At 33.3% G+C, this 15,562-nt stretch carries 16 protein-coding genes and 2 other annotated features; of the genes, 4 read left to right on the top strand and 12 right to left on the bottom strand.

The features are described 5' to 3' along the window. Window positions 1–38: 38 nt before the first annotated feature. The 9 genes from CN925_RS06945 to trpE all read right to left on the bottom strand — a co-directional run bounded on the left by CN925_RS06945 (window position 39) and on the right by trpE (window position 7,875). Window positions 39–737: a Crp/Fnr family transcriptional regulator gene (locus tag CN925_RS06945; protein WP_098845531.1), complete on the bottom strand. Its 699-nt coding sequence runs from the start codon at window positions 735–737 to the stop codon at window positions 39–41. 26 nt (window positions 738–763) lie between these two features. Next, window positions 764–1,189, bottom strand: coding sequence for a DMT family transporter (locus CN925_RS06940; protein ID WP_098845530.1), 426 nt, complete (start codon window positions 1,187–1,189; stop codon window positions 764–766). A 344-nt stretch (window positions 1,190–1,533) separates the two neighbouring features. Next, complete coding sequence (trpA, locus tag CN925_RS06935; protein WP_098845529.1) at window positions 1,534–2,319, bottom strand: tryptophan synthase subunit alpha; 786 nt, start codon at window positions 2,317–2,319, stop codon at window positions 1,534–1,536. After that, window positions 2,319–3,518 (bottom strand): tryptophan synthase subunit beta, encoded by a 1,200-nt coding sequence (trpB, locus tag CN925_RS06930; protein ID WP_098845528.1) that lies wholly within the window; start codon window positions 3,516–3,518, stop codon window positions 2,319–2,321. The genes trpA and trpB overlap by 1 nt, the downstream gene beginning before the upstream one ends. Then, on the bottom strand, window positions 3,519–4,124 hold the full coding sequence (locus CN925_RS06925; protein ID WP_098845527.1) for a phosphoribosylanthranilate isomerase: 606 nt from the start codon (window positions 4,122–4,124) through the stop codon (window positions 3,519–3,521). It lies immediately after the preceding gene. Next, window positions 4,121–4,909: an indole-3-glycerol phosphate synthase TrpC gene (trpC, locus tag CN925_RS06920; protein WP_098845526.1), complete on the bottom strand. Its 789-nt coding sequence runs from the start codon at window positions 4,907–4,909 to the stop codon at window positions 4,121–4,123. The genes CN925_RS06925 and trpC overlap by 4 nt, the downstream gene beginning before the upstream one ends. Next, a complete protein-coding gene (gene trpD / locus CN925_RS06915) occupies window positions 4,910–5,938 on the bottom strand; it encodes an anthranilate phosphoribosyltransferase (RefSeq protein WP_098845525.1) in 1,029 nt (342 codons plus the stop codon). Continuing rightward, a complete protein-coding gene (locus tag CN925_RS06910) occupies window positions 5,910–6,521 on the bottom strand; it encodes an anthranilate synthase component II (RefSeq protein WP_098845524.1) in 612 nt (203 codons plus the stop codon). The genes trpD and CN925_RS06910 overlap by 29 nt, the downstream gene beginning before the upstream one ends. Then, on the bottom strand, window positions 6,505–7,875 hold the full coding sequence (trpE, locus tag CN925_RS06905) for an anthranilate synthase component I (RefSeq protein ID WP_098845694.1): 1,371 nt from the start codon (window positions 7,873–7,875) through the stop codon (window positions 6,505–6,507). Before trpE ends, CN925_RS06910 begins: the two co-directional genes overlap by 17 nt. Window positions 7,876–7,984: 109 nt before the next feature. After that, window positions 7,985–8,249 (bottom strand) — a binding site (T-box leader). Window positions 8,250–8,291: 42 nt separating this feature from the next. Continuing rightward, window positions 8,292–8,542 (bottom strand) — a binding site (T-box leader). Window positions 8,543–8,777: 235 nt separating this feature from the next. On the opposite strand from trpE, the gene CN925_RS06900 reads away from it, so the two are divergent. The 4 genes from CN925_RS06900 to CN925_RS06885 all read left to right on the top strand — a co-directional run bounded on the left by CN925_RS06900 (window position 8,778) and on the right by CN925_RS06885 (window position 13,154). Then, window positions 8,778–10,265, top strand: a complete 1,488-nt coding sequence (locus CN925_RS06900) for a spore germination protein (RefSeq protein ID WP_098845523.1) — start codon at window positions 8,778–8,780, stop codon at window positions 10,263–10,265. Then, the gene (locus CN925_RS06895; protein WP_098845522.1) at window positions 10,262–11,353 is read left to right on the top strand and encodes a GerAB/ArcD/ProY family transporter; all 1,092 of its coding nucleotides are present in this window, start codon (window positions 10,262–10,264) and stop codon (window positions 11,351–11,353) included. Before CN925_RS06900 ends, CN925_RS06895 begins: the two co-directional genes overlap by 4 nt. Next, window positions 11,347–12,453, top strand: a complete 1,107-nt coding sequence (locus CN925_RS06890) for a Ger(x)C family spore germination protein (protein WP_098845521.1) — start codon at window positions 11,347–11,349, stop codon at window positions 12,451–12,453. Before CN925_RS06895 ends, CN925_RS06890 begins: the two co-directional genes overlap by 7 nt. 80 nt (window positions 12,454–12,533) lie before the next feature. Continuing rightward, the gene (locus CN925_RS06885) at window positions 12,534–13,154 is read left to right on the top strand and encodes a DUF47 domain-containing protein (protein ID WP_098845520.1); all 621 of its coding nucleotides are present in this window, start codon (window positions 12,534–12,536) and stop codon (window positions 13,152–13,154) included. Window positions 13,155–13,250: 96 nt separating this feature from the next. Here CN925_RS06885 and CN925_RS06880 read toward each other — a convergent pair whose 3' ends face one another. The 3 genes from CN925_RS06880 to CN925_RS06870 all read right to left on the bottom strand — a co-directional run bounded on the left by CN925_RS06880 (window position 13,251) and on the right by CN925_RS06870 (window position 15,491). After that, window positions 13,251–14,135 (bottom strand): LysR family transcriptional regulator, encoded by an 885-nt coding sequence (locus CN925_RS06880; protein WP_098845519.1) that lies wholly within the window; start codon window positions 14,133–14,135, stop codon window positions 13,251–13,253. Between the two features lie 285 nt (window positions 14,136–14,420). Further along, window positions 14,421–14,618 carry a hypothetical protein gene (locus CN925_RS06875; RefSeq protein ID WP_098845518.1) on the bottom strand — a complete coding sequence of 66 codons (198 nt, stop codon included), beginning with the start codon at window positions 14,616–14,618 and terminating at the stop codon, window positions 14,421–14,423. A gap of 165 nt (window positions 14,619–14,783) precedes the next feature. After that, complete coding sequence (locus tag CN925_RS06870) at window positions 14,784–15,491, bottom strand: MBL fold metallo-hydrolase (protein ID WP_180232881.1); 708 nt, start codon at window positions 15,489–15,491, stop codon at window positions 14,784–14,786. Window positions 15,492–15,562: the final 71 nt, after the last annotated feature.

The following is a 15,562-nucleotide window of genomic DNA, read 5'->3' as shown; positions in this document are numbered from 1 at the left end:
CTCACCTCCAAAAAATTACTGTATAATTCCTAAAAATATTATTCATATATATTATCACTAGCAAGAACACTTAAACGAGCTCGATCCTTAATAAGAATACCCCCATTAATCCTCTCAACTAAGTCATCCTTACAGAATTGCTGAATAACTCGATTAACATGTCGATAACTCGTTCCGATTAAGTTCGCTGCATCTTTGAGATTAATCGTTTTTAAATGATCCTCTAGTAAAGAATTCGTTTCATCATAGGATATTGATAATAGATAACTAGCTAGACGAACTTCTACGGGATACATTAAATTAAAACTCATCGCATTCGACTTAATATGAAACTTTTCCGTTATGATTTCTAATAAGAACTGAAGAAATGGTATATAGTCTTGACCAAACTTTTTTAAACATCGATAGTCTAAAGCAATCATTTCAACCTCAGAAACTGCTTCAACCGTATTTATATAACTTGTTCCCCTTACATATTCAATGTCGCCAATTAGTTCAAGCGGCTTTTTAAATGAAAGAATTAATGTTTTCCCCTCTGCTGTAGTTGTATAAACTTTGACTTTCCCTTTAACTAAAATAAACAAAGTTTGTGATAAGTCTCCTTGGGAACAAATAAGCTCTCCATGCTTGAATCGATGAAGTGTCATATGAGCTTTTAATTCCTCATTAAAAACTCCTTCAATACGGAGATCAGCTAAAAATTGATTAATTTGTTCAATATCGTTCGGGAATTTCAAGTTAACTTCACCTCCAGCAATTACTTTTAAGATCCTAACACGATTACACCAATCATCATCATACCAATTCCAAAAAATTGTGACGGACTCATATTTAGTTTTTTTACTCCAAACCAACCTCTACTATCGTTGATAAAAGTAAAGCTTAACTGTGCAATTAAAAGAGTTGATATTGAAAATGTAACTCCATTGAGATGAATCGCTGTTACGTTACAAAAAATAATAAATGCTCCAAATGCCCCACTTGTTAAATAAATTGGATTCACATTTTTAACATCAACAAATTTTTTATCCCTTATTAAAAGTAGTACGAATAAAGCAACAATAAAACCTGTAAACTGCGTAATTGTAGCAGCTTGCCAAGTACCAATATCACTGCTAATTTGTGAATTTGCAACACCTTGTAGGGTAATAAGTGCTCCACCAACAATTGCTAATAAAATTCCTTTCATAGTTTTCTCTCCTGACATATTGATATCTTCATTATTAAACGATATTGAACGGTTATTTGGGAAGGACATATGTCCTAAAGAGAAAAATGAACGTATTTTGCAATTGTGGAAAACTTTTTAAACCATATGAATTTCTGTGGACAATTTGTAGTTATATTTAAGTGGAAGTAAGATTTTTGTGGATACTCTGCTATTATGTGGAAAACTTTCTATAAAGATGTGGGAAATTGCATAATTTATTGGATAGTTTGTCATTGAGGCTTTTCATTTGAGAAGCCTTACATTTTAGAGCCAAAGAAAAATAAAAAAATCAGGCCACTTAAAATAGCCTGACTCATTTATTATTAAATTACTTCTTCACTTACTAAACTTGATTCCATTAAAAGTTTAATTTCATTGATCTTATTTTGATTAAATAAATCAACAATTTTACTTCCAACAATGACTCCATCGCAATCTTGGCTTAATTCTTTTACTTGTTCTGGGTTAGATACACCGAATCCAGCTATTACGGGTTTATTACTAACTTCTTTAACAGTTTTTAAAAAAGATGACAAGCTTGAGTCTAACTCATTTCGAACACCAGTAATCCCTTTTACGGTTACTGTGTATAAGAAACCTCTTCCTTTTTCAGCTATTTTTATGATTCGATCTTTTGGTGTTGCCATTGTGACTAATCGAATTAGTTCTATTCCAAATCCTTCAAGTTGATGATTAATAATTTCTTCTTCCTCGATTGGTAGATCAGGAATAATACAGCCATCTACTCCTGCTTGACTAAGGTCAGATACAAATCGGTCAATTCCATAAGCTAAAATAGGATTCATATATGTCATGACGATTAAAGGTACAGAGATTAATTTACGTACTTCTTTTATTTTTTCAAGTACAGCTTTTAAAGTTGTACCAGCTTGTAATGCTCGTATTCCCGCTTGTTGAATGACTGGTCCGTCTGCTACTGGGTCTGAAAATGGAATACCAATTTCAATTGCTGATGCGCCAAACTTTTCTAATAAAGCTAGTCTGCCACCTAATACTTCAAGACCACCATCTCCTGCCATTACATAAGGAATAAATAGCTTTTCACCTTTTTTAAGTCGTTCTGTAAATTGGAATTCAATTCGATTCATTATTTAGCCCCCTTTAATAGTTCACGAACAGTATGAACATCTTTATCGCCTCTACCAGATAAACAAATAACTAAATTTTCATCTCTGTTCATCGTTGCTGCTAGCTTTATTGCATATGCAACTGCATGTGCACTTTCTAATGCTGGGATAATTCCTTCTAATTTTGCTAGCAATTGGAATGCTTCGAGTGCTTCTTTATCCGTTATCGACTCATATTTCACTCGCTTAATATCCTTTAAATAACAATGCTCAGGACCTACCCCTGGGTAGTCAAGCCCTGCAGAAATAGAATGGGCTTCTTGTATTTGGCCATTTTCATCTTGAAGTAAATACATTAATGCACCATGTAGTACGCCTGGTACACCTTTTGTTAAAGATGCTGCTTGCTTTTCTGTATGGATTCCATGCCCAGCCGCTTCTACTCCATATAACTTTACACTTTCATCCATTATAAATGGATGGAACATACCAATTGCATTACTTCCTCCGCCAATACAAGCTACTACTGCATCAGGAAGTTTGCCTTCCTTCGCTAAAAATTGTTGTCTCGTTTCTTTCCCGATTACACTTTGGAAATCTCGTACCATCATTGGAAAAGGGTGTGGCCCCATTACTGATCCTAATAAATAATGAGTGTCATCTACATTTGCAACCCAGTAACGAAGCGCTTCATTTACCGCATCCTTTAATGTCGCACTTCCTGATTCAACACTAATCACTTTTGCGCCCAGTAATTCCATTCGGAAAACATTTAATTCTTGTCTTCGAACATCCTCAGCGCCCATGAAAATAACACATTCTAAGTTTAATAGAGCACATACTGTTGCAGTTGCTACACCGTGTTGCCCCGCTCCTGTTTCAGCAACGATTTTTCGTTTCCCCATGCGAATCGCAAGTAATGCTTGACCAATCGCGTTGTTAATTTTGTGAGCACCTGTATGATTTAAATCCTCACGTTTTAAATAAATATTGGCTCCTTGGGCATGCTTAGTTAAATTCTCTGCAAAGTAAAGAGGTGTTTGGCGACCTACGTAATCCTTTGACAATCTTTCAATTTCCTCAATAAATGTTGGATCATCTTTAATCTTTGAATAGGCTTCTTCTAATTCCTTAATGGCTTGAACAAGCGTTTCAGGTATATATTTTCCTCCATATATACCGAAGTGACCTTTAACATCTGGAAGTGTGTAAGTTGACATTTAAATTCCTCCTAATTTAACTTTTTTTATAAAACTTATTATTTTTTCTTCATCTTTTTTTCCGTTCGTTTCAACTCCACTGCTAACATCAACCATTATCGGTTTTACGACGCTACTTGCAGGTATTACATTCTCAATCGTCAATCCACCAGCTAAAATCAAATTATCTATATTCTTTGATTTAACAAGATCCCAGTTAAATGTTGTTCCATTTCCGCCACGGTATTTCCCACTCGGGCTATCTACTAAAATATAATGACAATCATATTCTGCAATTTTTTCAACATCCTTTTCCGATTGAACGCGTAATGCCTTTATTACTGGAAGGGATAATGAACGACAAAATTCTGGCGTTTCATCTCCGTGTAGCTGAAGATGGGTTAAACCAACTTCATGGTAGATGGATTCTAATCGCTCCTTTGTTTCATTTACGAAAACGCCAATCTTCATTACCGAATCTGGCAGTGATTCGATAATCTTTTTTGCCTCAGTCATTTCAATTTGTCGTTTACTTTCTGCAAATACAAATCCAATCGCATCAGCACCTGCATTTATTGCACTTTGGGCTGTTTTTAAATCCGTAATACCACAAATTTTCACTTTCACTGCTTAGCCTCCTTTAAAATAGGAACCATCAGCTCTTTCATGTTTGACGATAATTCACTGCTCCTCATTAATGCCTCTCCGACTAAAATTCCATTTGCTCCAGCATTTCTTACACGTTTTGCATCATACTGATTGAAAATTCCACTTTCACTAATTATGAATCCTCCATTTGCTTGAATAAGTGGAGCTAGTCTTTCTGTTACACTTAGATTCACTTCAAATGTTTTTAAGTTTCTATTATTAATGCCATATAGCTCGGGCCCAATTTTTAGCGCTTTTTCCAAATCTTCTTCATCATGTACTTCCATCAATACTTCAAGATTTTGCTGCTTAGCATATTGATATAAGTGATTCAGTTCTGTAAAAGGTAATGCAGCCGCAATTAGTAAAATAATGTTTGCTCCATGCTCTTTTGCGATATCTATTTGAACTGGATCGATAATAAAATCCTTGCATAATATCGGAATATTAACGGAATCCCGAACGATTTTCAGATCTTTAAAGGAACCTTTAAAGAAAGTTGTATCAGTTAAAACAGAAATTGCAGCTGCTCCATTTTCTTCATATTTCTTTGCTTGTTCTGCGGGATTCAAATTTGTATTAATATCACCTTTAGATGGTGAAGCTCGTTTAAACTCCGCAATGATCGATAAATTGTCTGCAGCTTTTAACTGTTCAATTAATGATAATTTCTTTGTTTCGTTCGTTATTTTCCGACTTATCGCTCTTAAACTTTTAATTTCGATTTGTTTTTGAGAAATGATTCGATCTAAAATAGTTTCCATTTAAATAACCTCTCTTTTTAGTTTGCTAGTTTTTTCGACTAGTTTTTGTAATTTCTCATAAGCCGCGCCAGAATCGATGCTCTCTTCAGCCTTTCTAATACCATCTGTAATTTGATTGACAATTCCTGAGGTATAGATTGCTAAACCAGCATTTAATAAAACTGTATCTCTAAAAGCTCCTTTTTCTCCTTTTAATACTCGAAGTAGAATATCTGCATTCCTCTTTGCATCTCCACCTTTGATTTCTGTATTTGGGTAATAAGTTAATCCAACTTCTTCCGGGTGAAGTGTCATCTTTTTCAGTTCATTATTTTCAAGTAGGACGATATGATTTTCGCCAGCTAACGATGCTTCATCTAAATGCCCTGCACCGTTTAAGACAATCGCTCGTTTACGTCCTAATTTATTTAGTACTTCTGCAAATACTTCTAAATAATCTCTTCTGTAAATTCCTAATAGTTGTGTCTCTAATTCAACTGGATTTGTTAGTGGTCCAATTAAGTTAAAAATGGTTGGAATTTGCAACTCACGTCTAACCTTCATTACTTTTTTTAATCTTGGATGAACATATGGAGCAAATAAAAAAGTAATTCCTATTTCATCTAAAAGCTCCTCAGAAGCTTGTGTTGGGATCGATAATTCCACACCTAATTGTTCTAATACATCGGCGCTACCTGTTTTGCTGGACATACTACGATTTCCATGTTTTGCAATTGGAATGCCACTTCCCGCAATAACAAATGCCGAAGTTGTACTTACATTAAAGCTCAATGAGTTATCCCCACCTGTTCCACAATTATCAATGACATTATGAAACTTTCTAGTAAATCCTACTGTATGATTACGAATAGCGTTTACTAGTCCTGCTATTTCATTTACTGTTTCACCTTTAGTTTTTAAAGCAACTAAAAATGCTGCAATTTCGCTATCTGAAATTTGGTCATCCTGGAGAATCCGCCCTACAGCTACTTGCATTTCTTCTGCTGTAAATGACTCTCGATTAGCTAAGCGTTGAAGGTACTCTTTCATCTTTTAACTCCTCCTTTATCTCATTTAAAAAGTTTAATAAAAGTTGTTTCCCGTATTCTGTTCCAATCGATTCGGGATGAAATTGCATACCGTAGATTGGATATTTTCGATGTTTAATAGCCATAATTTCTTGATCGTCCATAGAAAATGCCAAAGTTTCAAGTAATGGCGGTATCGTTTCCTTTTCAATTACTAGTGAATGGTATCGCATAACCTCTAATGGTTGAGACATATAGGCAAATAAGTTACTACCGTCATGTCTAATTTTCGATGTTTTTCCATGTTTGATTTGTCTAGCTTTCCTAATTTTTGCACCGAATGCATAACCGATGGCTTGGTGTCCTAGACAAATGCCTAGAATTGGGACAGTCTTATAAAACGTTTGAATCAGTTCATTCGTTTCATGTTTCTCTTCGGGCTTACCTGGTCCAGGAGAAAGAATGATTGCTTTTGGATTCATTTCTTTTATTTCATCAATCGAAATTTTGTCATATCTAGCGATCTTCATTTCTTCGCCAAGCTCGCCTAAAAATTGATAAAGATTGTAAGTAAAAGAATCATAGTGATCAATTATTAATATCATGATTTTCCTCCAAAAAAGCTTTTAGTTTATTAATCGTTTCTTCATATTCATGTTCCGGTTTGCTGTCATAAACAATGCCTGCTCCTGCTTGAATATAGGCCATTTGATTTTTTAAAATCATCGTTCGAATAGCTAATGCAAAATCAAGGTTTCCATTAACGGATACATAACCGACTGCACCAGAATATACCCCTCGTTTTGAACTTTCTAATTCATTAATGATTTCCATTGCTCTAATCTTAGGTGCACCAGATACAGTTCCAGCTGGTAAACAAGCTATAAGCGCATCAAGTGAAGTATGTGATTTTTTTAATTGCCCACTAACTTCAGAAACAATATGCATAACATATTTGTATCTCTCAACGTTCATGTATTTTTCTAATTCAATTGTTCCAAACTCGCAAACTTTGCCTAGATCATTTCTTCCTAAATCAACAAGCATTTTATGTTCGGCAAGTTCCTTCTCATCTTGTAATAAATCTCTTTCGATCTTTAAATCTTGTTCATCCGTTAGCCCTCTTCGTTTCGTACCGGCAATTGGATTTGTAATGACCTGATTATCTTTAACTTTTATTAAGCTTTCTGGGGAAGTACCGGCAATAACGCTATCGCCAAAATCGATATAATACATATATGGTGATGCGTTTTGGATTCGTAATTTCCGATAATAGTCAAATGGATTTCCTTCAAATTTTGCTCCCATTCGATGGGATAGAACAACCTGGAAAATATCTCCTTTTTGAATAAATGACTTTGCCTTTTCTACTTTGGACATGTAGTCAGCTTTACTAACTTCAGACTCGAAAATAGAAAATACAACAGGTTTTATTTCCTCTTCTTGATTTGAGTTAGTGACAATTACTCTCTTATACTTCTGAATTTCACTTTTCAAATCTTCTAATGTTGTTTCATCGGTAAGCTTTGTTCCAACTAAATGAATTTTCTGTTCTAAATGATCAAATACAATAATGACTTCAAAAAACATTAAATGGAGATCTGGCATTCCAATCACATCTTCCAACTCATCACCAATTTCCTCAAATTGGCGAATCATATCATATCCTACATATCCAATACCTCCACCAATGAATGGGATATCCAATATTTCTAAGCAATCCTGCTTCGGTATTAACTCTTTCAGTTTTAAAAGTGGATTTCCAACAAACTCTTCTTTTTCGCCATTTTTATAGATGATTTGGCCACCTTGATTTGTCCCGATCAATTCAAAAGCTGGTTTTGAACCAACAAATGAATAACGGCCAGAATCTTTATGCTTAAATGAACTTTCAAATAAAAACTTTTTTCTAGCGGTCAATTTCTTAAATACTGAAATCGGTGTAAACAAATCCCCCATTATTGTTTCAATGATTATTTCTGTTTTGTTTTGTACTGACAATTTGTTCGACCTCCAAAAAGAATAATGAATATAAAAAAAGTCCCCTATACGCACGAATATTGTGCATATAGAGGACGATTAGTTTCTACCGCGGTACCACCTCAGATTGGATCAGATTGGATCTGAATCCCACTTTTCAGATACGGGAATTAATGACGTTTTCAATTCCGATATCCTATCCTTTTAACGGTGGAAATCCGTGCATCCCTACTATATTGTTCAAGATGCCTCTCGTAAGCCCATTCGATAAAGGTTCCTGTATTAGACTCTCACCATTGTCTAACTCTCTGTGACATTCACCTATATTTACTCTTCTTACTCAGCGATTTATTATGATTTAATTTTAAAGAAATACAAAAAGGGCCCCTCGTCTTAAAAAGGACGAGAGACCCGTGGTGCCACCTTCATTAGCTGATTAACAGCTCGCTTTGTCGGTATCCAATCAATTTTTCATTGAATACCCGTCTTATATAACGAGAAGACTACTCGCCAAAGCCTACTACTTGTTTAAGGTTCGGTTTGAATGCTCGGAAGTCCATTCGCGATTACTTTCACACTGATTCGCACCAACCATCAGCTCTCTTTAGTTTCCGTAATCGTTACTACTCTTCGTCAACGCAAAGTAATTATGGATGTTTTTTTAAATTAATTGTCCTTATATTATTATGCAAAAAATAAAAAGTCAACAAGTTTAATTCTACAAGATTCGATTTTTCTACTTTTCGAAAATCAATCCTATACGTTTTTGTTACGCTAAAAAATAGAATCATAAAGTTTTTTCATAAGAGGTCTCATTGCATACACAACCTAATTTTGGAAACAATAAAACCAATTAGACCTTCCATCAATGAGGTATCAATATGAGAACCAATACAACTACAATTAAGTCGAATAAAGAAGAATTTTTATCTAATAATCTTAAAAATAATATTGAAATGATTCAAGAGTATTTAAGACATACAGAAGATTTGGTTGTAAAGATCATCCATAAAAATGATCAAATTTTTGCTATTTTATTTCTTGAATCAATGATAAAAATAGAATCGCTTCAATCATATATTATTGAACCTATTTTAAGAGATCGAAAAGATGAAACAGGCAATATTGTGAAATCATATGAGATAAAAAACTCAAAAATTATTTCAGAATTAGGAGATAGTTTATTAGACGGATTTTGTCTAATTTTAGAAGAAAATTGTTCAATTGGAATTTTGGCAGCAGCTTCAGACGATAAGGAACGCGCAATTCAAGAACCTGCTAATGAACAAAATATTAATGGTGCTCACGATGGTTTTATAGAAAGTATCAATACAAATATACAAATACTAAGAAAAAGAATCCGTACACCTGAGTTAAAGATTAAGTATTTTACGATTGGTAAGATTACGAATACGAAAGTTGCTATGGTGTATATCGATTCAATTGCAAATCGAAAACTTGTCGAGATCATAGAAGAAAGGATTTCAGGGCTTGAATTAGACAGTCTTCGTTCAACAGGACAACTAGAAGAATTGATTGAGGATAGTACGTTTTCACCATTTCCACAAGTATTAAATACAGAAAGACCAGACCGGGCTGTATCTTATCTTTTAGACGGAAAAATAAATTTAATTATAGATGGGAGTCCTACAGTTTCTATAGTGCCAGTTACCTTTTTCGCTTTTTATCAATCTCCCGATGATTATAATCATCGTTGGTTGATTGGATCATTTTTTCGAATTATTAGGGTAATTAGTTTTATTATTGCAATTAGCTTACCTGCCATTTACATTGCAACAGTTTCTTTCCACTCTGAAGTATTACCATTAGGTCTTCTTTACTCAATTAGGGTTTCTTTAGAGTTTGTTCCATTTCTCCCTCTCGTCGAAGCTTTTGCAATGCAAATCATATTAGAGCTCCTAAAGGAAGCCGCTATTAGACTACCGACTCCCATCGCTCAAACTATTGGTATAGTTGGTGGGTTAGTTATTGGTACAGCAGTAGTTGAAGCGCATTTAGTATCAAACACCATGATTGTTGTAATTGGTTTTACAGCTATTGCTTCGTTTGTAGCACCAGTTAGTGAAATGGGTACTAGTATGAGATTATTGGGCTTTCCGACGATGATCATGGCTTCGGTACTAGGTTTCTTTGGGATCACACTAACTTTAATGTTAATTTTTATGCATATGTGTAAATTAAAATCATTTGGCATGCCATATTTTTCTCCGATGGCACCTTTTCGAAAGGAAGATATAAAGGATACTTTCTTTAGACTCCCTTCTTGGAAACAAAATACAAGGCCAACTGATGCACGTCCACAAAAAGTTGTACAGCAAAGAATATCTAGGGTGTGGAAGAAAAAATGATAACGAATAGTAATTCCATTTCTAAATTACAGCTCTACTTTTTTATTATACAGTGTCAGATCGGTATTGGACTACTCTCATTACCAAATGCGGTTCAAACTACGGCAAAAGGTGACGGGTGGATCTCGACCCTAATTGCAGGTGTAGCAGTCCAAATTACTACATTTATTTATTGGTTATTATTAAGAAGATTTCCAAATGCAACGTATACAGACATTACAAAAAAAATTTTTGGTAAATATGTAGGAAAGTTCTGTAACTTATTTATTTATATCTATTTTATTATGATTGGAAGTCTAGCTTGTACTCTTTTTATCAGAAGCATAAATTCTTGGTTATTACCGTTAACTCCTATGTGGATTCTATCATTAATTATAATTTTATCAAGCATTTATTTAACAATTAGTGACTTAAGAATCATATCGAGATTTTTTGTATTAGCCTCGGTATTGATCATCCTTCTATTTTTACTATCGTTCTTTACGTTTTATTTACCAAAAGAATTTCGCTTTATTCTACCGATAGGGCATTCAGGAGTGAAAAATATCATTTTAGGAAGTCATAAATCATTACTCTCCATATTAGGATTTGAAAGTCTTTTACTAATTTTTCCTTTTGTGCTAGATACTGAAAAAGGAATCTTAAAAACCGTGAGTCTTGCCAATTTGTCTGTTACATTATTTTATACATATTTTACCTTTATTTGCTTAGTAAGCTTTAGTCCAACTCAACTTCTGCAAATTAGGGAACCGGTTTTATATTTATTTAAAGCCCTTTCATTTGAAATGATTGACCGCTTAGATTTGATTTTTTTGTCGGTCTGGATTGTACCAATGACAACCTCAGTAATCATTTACTTATTTTTATCAGCTAAAAGTATTAGTAATGAAAAGTCATTTAAAAAAAATGTTTTTATTAGTGGAATCTTAATTTTTTTCATCACAATCATACCGTTTGATGAGGACCAACTAGCTATTTTCGATAAATATGTAACATATTTAAGCTATGTAGTTGTATTTGGACTACCTCTTATACTGTTATGCCTATCCCTCATCGTTTCTAAAACTGTAAGGAGTGAGCAATTATAAGAAAACCTTTCTTAATTACGTTATGTTTGTTTACCTTTTTTTTAGCTAGCTGTTGGGACCAAAATCTACTAGTAAATAAAAAAATGGTTAATGGCATTAGCTTTGATTTAGATCAAGAAGATAATGTATTAGCTATAGTGAGGGCCTTAAATATAGAGAATAAAGGTGGCGGACAGTTTGAACTTAAGGATGAACTTGTTAAAATAAAGCATCCTAGTGTATCAGGAATGGAAATTGACGTTAATAATAAATTACCTGGACTAATTGATGTAAGTAAAGCTCATATTCTCTTAATTGGTAGAGATATGGCAAAGAAAGGAATTAACCCTATTTTAGAGCTCATCTATCGACCAAGACAAGCTTATATTTCAAGTAGGGTCGTCATTGCGGAAGATAAAGCATCAGACCTTATTTCACTCGATGCTGGCACTAGCCCTATTGCATTTGTTATATTAAAAGGACTACAATCTGCTGAAAATACAACAAAGATTCCGAAAGAAACTGCTTTTACAGCATGGACCCAAATTACAGATACAGGTAGAGATATCATTTTACCTTTTGTAAAAAAAGACGAAAATGACAAAATTACGATCGGTGGGGTAGACCTATTTAATGGCGATAAGTTTACAGGAATTAGTTTACCTAACGAAAAAGGTAGTCTTTTATTGTTATTAATGGATCGTTTAACAAAATATAGTGAAATGGCTCTACAACTAGGAGAACATCGTTCAATTTCTTTTAGGGTTAAAAAAATAAAAAGAGATTTAGATGTTAAAGTGGATAAAAAGACGCAGAAAATAAATTGCAAACTAAATTTGGTCATAAATTTATCAGTCATTAGTTATACAGCAGATAATGCAGGACAAAAGCTGAACAATGAGAAGTTAAATAAAGAAATTTCACAAGTGCTTACTAAGCAGGCAAATGAAATCACTAATTCATTGCTCGAGGCTAATTGTGATGCATTAGGAATTGGAGGAATCTTATCTAGTTCTTATCCAAATTTATGGAAAAAAATAAATTGGGAGAAAGACTATAAGGATGTAAAGTTTAAAACTTCCGTAAAAGCAAAAATTAATGCAACTGGACCTGTTTTTTAAAAGATACTATTTATTATAGATCATTCTCATCTGCAACATATGTAAGGATTTTAAAGCTATTTTTTAGGAGGAACCATACTTTGAGACTAGGTAAAAAAAATGACACATTCTTTGAAATGCTCTTAAATATTGCAAATAATGTAAATGAATGTTCGATTTATTTTGATGACTTTAAAATAAAAAATGCCACTGATTTAAAAACATTCTCTAAAGAAATGAAAGCTTTTGAAACAAAGGGTGATACATATATTCATCAAATTATCGTTGAATTAAATAAAACATTTATTACACCAATTGAACGTGAAGATATACTAGAACTAGCTAATAAAATGGACGATGTACTAGACGGAATGGAGCAATGTTCAGCAACGTTTGAAATGTACTCCATCGTTCAAATTGATGAGTTCATGGTGAAATTTGTCAAAAATATCCGAAGTGCTGCGAATGAAATATTAAAAGCAATTCAGTTACTTTCAAGAAAGAAATTATTGGAAATGCGCGTACATGCGATCCAAGTAAAAGATTATGAGTCAAAGTGTGATGCGTTATTGCGTACTTCCATTAAAGAGTTATTTAAAAATGAAAAAGATCCAATCAAAATCATTCAGTTCAAAGAAATTTATGAAATGTTAGAAGCAGTTTCAGATAGTGCACAAGATGTAGCAAATACCCTTGAACAGATTATTATGGGTAATGCGTAAATAAATAGTAACTAAAAAATACAGCCTAATGATTAGACTGTATTTTTTATTGTTTTCTTTACTCTTTGTTCAACTAATTTAAAAAGGATTCCTACTTTATTTCTCGTAATACTTTTTAATTAATTCAATAAATATTTCCATCGATTTCGTATGAAGTTCGATTTTATCTGTGATAATCGAAAAATTCCGTTGGATTGGTGTTCCTTCTACTTTAAGGTAATCAATCGTATTTAACTGCTTTTCTTTTTTTATTGCTAGCTCAGATAGATAGGTAATCCCCATACCAGCTTCAACCGCTTCTTTAATTAATTGTGTACTACCAAACTCAATTATATTTTTAGGACGTATCTTTAATAATTCAAATAGTCGTTCAGTCGCTTCCCTTGTGCCAGATCCTTCTTCCCTTACAATCCAAGTGTCATTTTCAATTTGATTCAATGTCACAGCTTCAATAGCATAGATTTCGCTATTAGTCCCTGCAATAATATGCATTTCATCATTTGCAAAAGGTTGTATATTTAAATTTTTATGATTTGCTACTCCTTCGACTATACCAATATCAATTTGATAGCTTAGTGCAGCCTGAACAATTTCCCGAGTATTCCCTATTTGCACTGATGGAATGACGTTTGGGTAAAGCCTCTTCATTTCGGCTAAAATTTGAGGTAATACATATTCTCCAAATGTATAACTTGCACCTATTTTAAGATAGCCACTAGCCTCATTCATCAAATCATTTACAAGTGTCGACATACGCTTGTATAAACCAGTTATTTCTTTAGCATGCAAATAAACAATTTCTCCAGCCTTCGTTAGCTGAACATATTTATTCGTTCTAATTAAAAGCTTTGCACCAATATGCTTTTCAAGTAATTGAATTTGCTGGCTAACGGATGGTTGAGTCATATGTAACTCTTCTGCCGCTCTTGAAAAGTTCCTTTTCTCAGCGACCGCCATAAAAACTAAAAGTATTTGATCCATACTCTATCTCCTAGTATTAGATTTACTTATTATCCATCTTATCATCATTTATTTTTCTTATAATAAAAGATTTGATAAAACAGGTAAATAGTTAGGATTCATTTTTTAGGGATCAGTCTTCTTTGACTTTTCGACCAATTATTCTAGGATTTTTACGATAACCTTATCTTGTCGAATAATTGATTGGAACGAATGTTGATCGACTCCTATGGAAAATGTGGGAGGCGAGCATTCTTTAGTGGAAATCGATCTCACTCAACGTTCTTTGCAAGAGTGCATCCATTTTCAATATGAATCAGTCTTCTTTGATGACTTAACTTTTCGAATTACATTAATTGCAAAGTAAGCTAATACCATAAAAATAAGATAGATTGATGCATAAAACCAGTACTCTTTATTGGTAAGTTTATTACTTAGAAAACTTAAAATGAAGAATGTTGTCAATGAACCTAATAATAGTCCAATTAATGTTTTTAAACTCATTATAATACACTCCCATTAAAGTAATTTTAAGTATTTTAAAGAAATCCTTTTACTGTCTATATAGTCCATTATTGGTAAGAATATTCCATGCTAACCGATCTAAAGTGCAAAATTAAGCACTTTAGATCGACTATTCCCAATAAGAAAAGACTGATTTATATAGAATCAGCCTCCTCTTTTACTATATTGTACTCCGACTTCAATTAGTTCACTTATAAACTCTTTAATATTACCTACTAGTACACCGCCATGACCTGTACACATTACACTACTATCAAACCGAATTATTTTTCTTAGTCCACTTAGAAAATACTCTAAGTGTTCTGTTGATACTCCTCCATCTCCCAAATACTTTATCCACTCATTTCTAAGGTCATCTCCTATAGAGACTAGTCCGTCTTTTGATAAAGGATCACCAAAGAAACATAAGAAATCACCAGTAAAAACTGCTTTTGTTGGACGATGATAAAAAATGACTGAACCTGGTGTATGATATCCAACTAAATCATAGTCAAATTCCTTTATTACTTCAAAATCATCAAGGTCATTACTAAATTGAGTTAATTCAAGTGAATCAATTAAAGCATTATCATTTGAATGGATAAATTTCCTAGCGTTTTTAAAAATACGAGAACCATCAATATGATCTTCATGTCCATGTGTAGCTAAGAAGAGATGGACGTCTTCTGTTGTTTTACCCAATTCAGTCAGAGCTTTCCTAATATACTGGGAATGGATTTTTTTTCCTGAATCAACAAGAGTAACACCATTATCTTGAATGATAAAATAGCAATTATTATATGACTTCCATTCGGTATCCCATATCGCTAATGCGTATATGTTATCGACCACCCGTTCAAAAGAAACTTCCACGTCTTCACCTCCACAAAATATAGAGCATTCTTTGCATAACTTAAATAGATCTGAAATACTTACTTTATAGT

The sequence above is a fragment of the Bacillus sp. AFS055030 genome, from assembly GCF_002574545.1.
Lineage (GTDB): Bacteria > Bacillota > Bacilli > Bacillales > Bacillaceae_G > Gottfriedia.
This window is presented reverse-complemented; position numbering and strand designations above follow the sequence as displayed.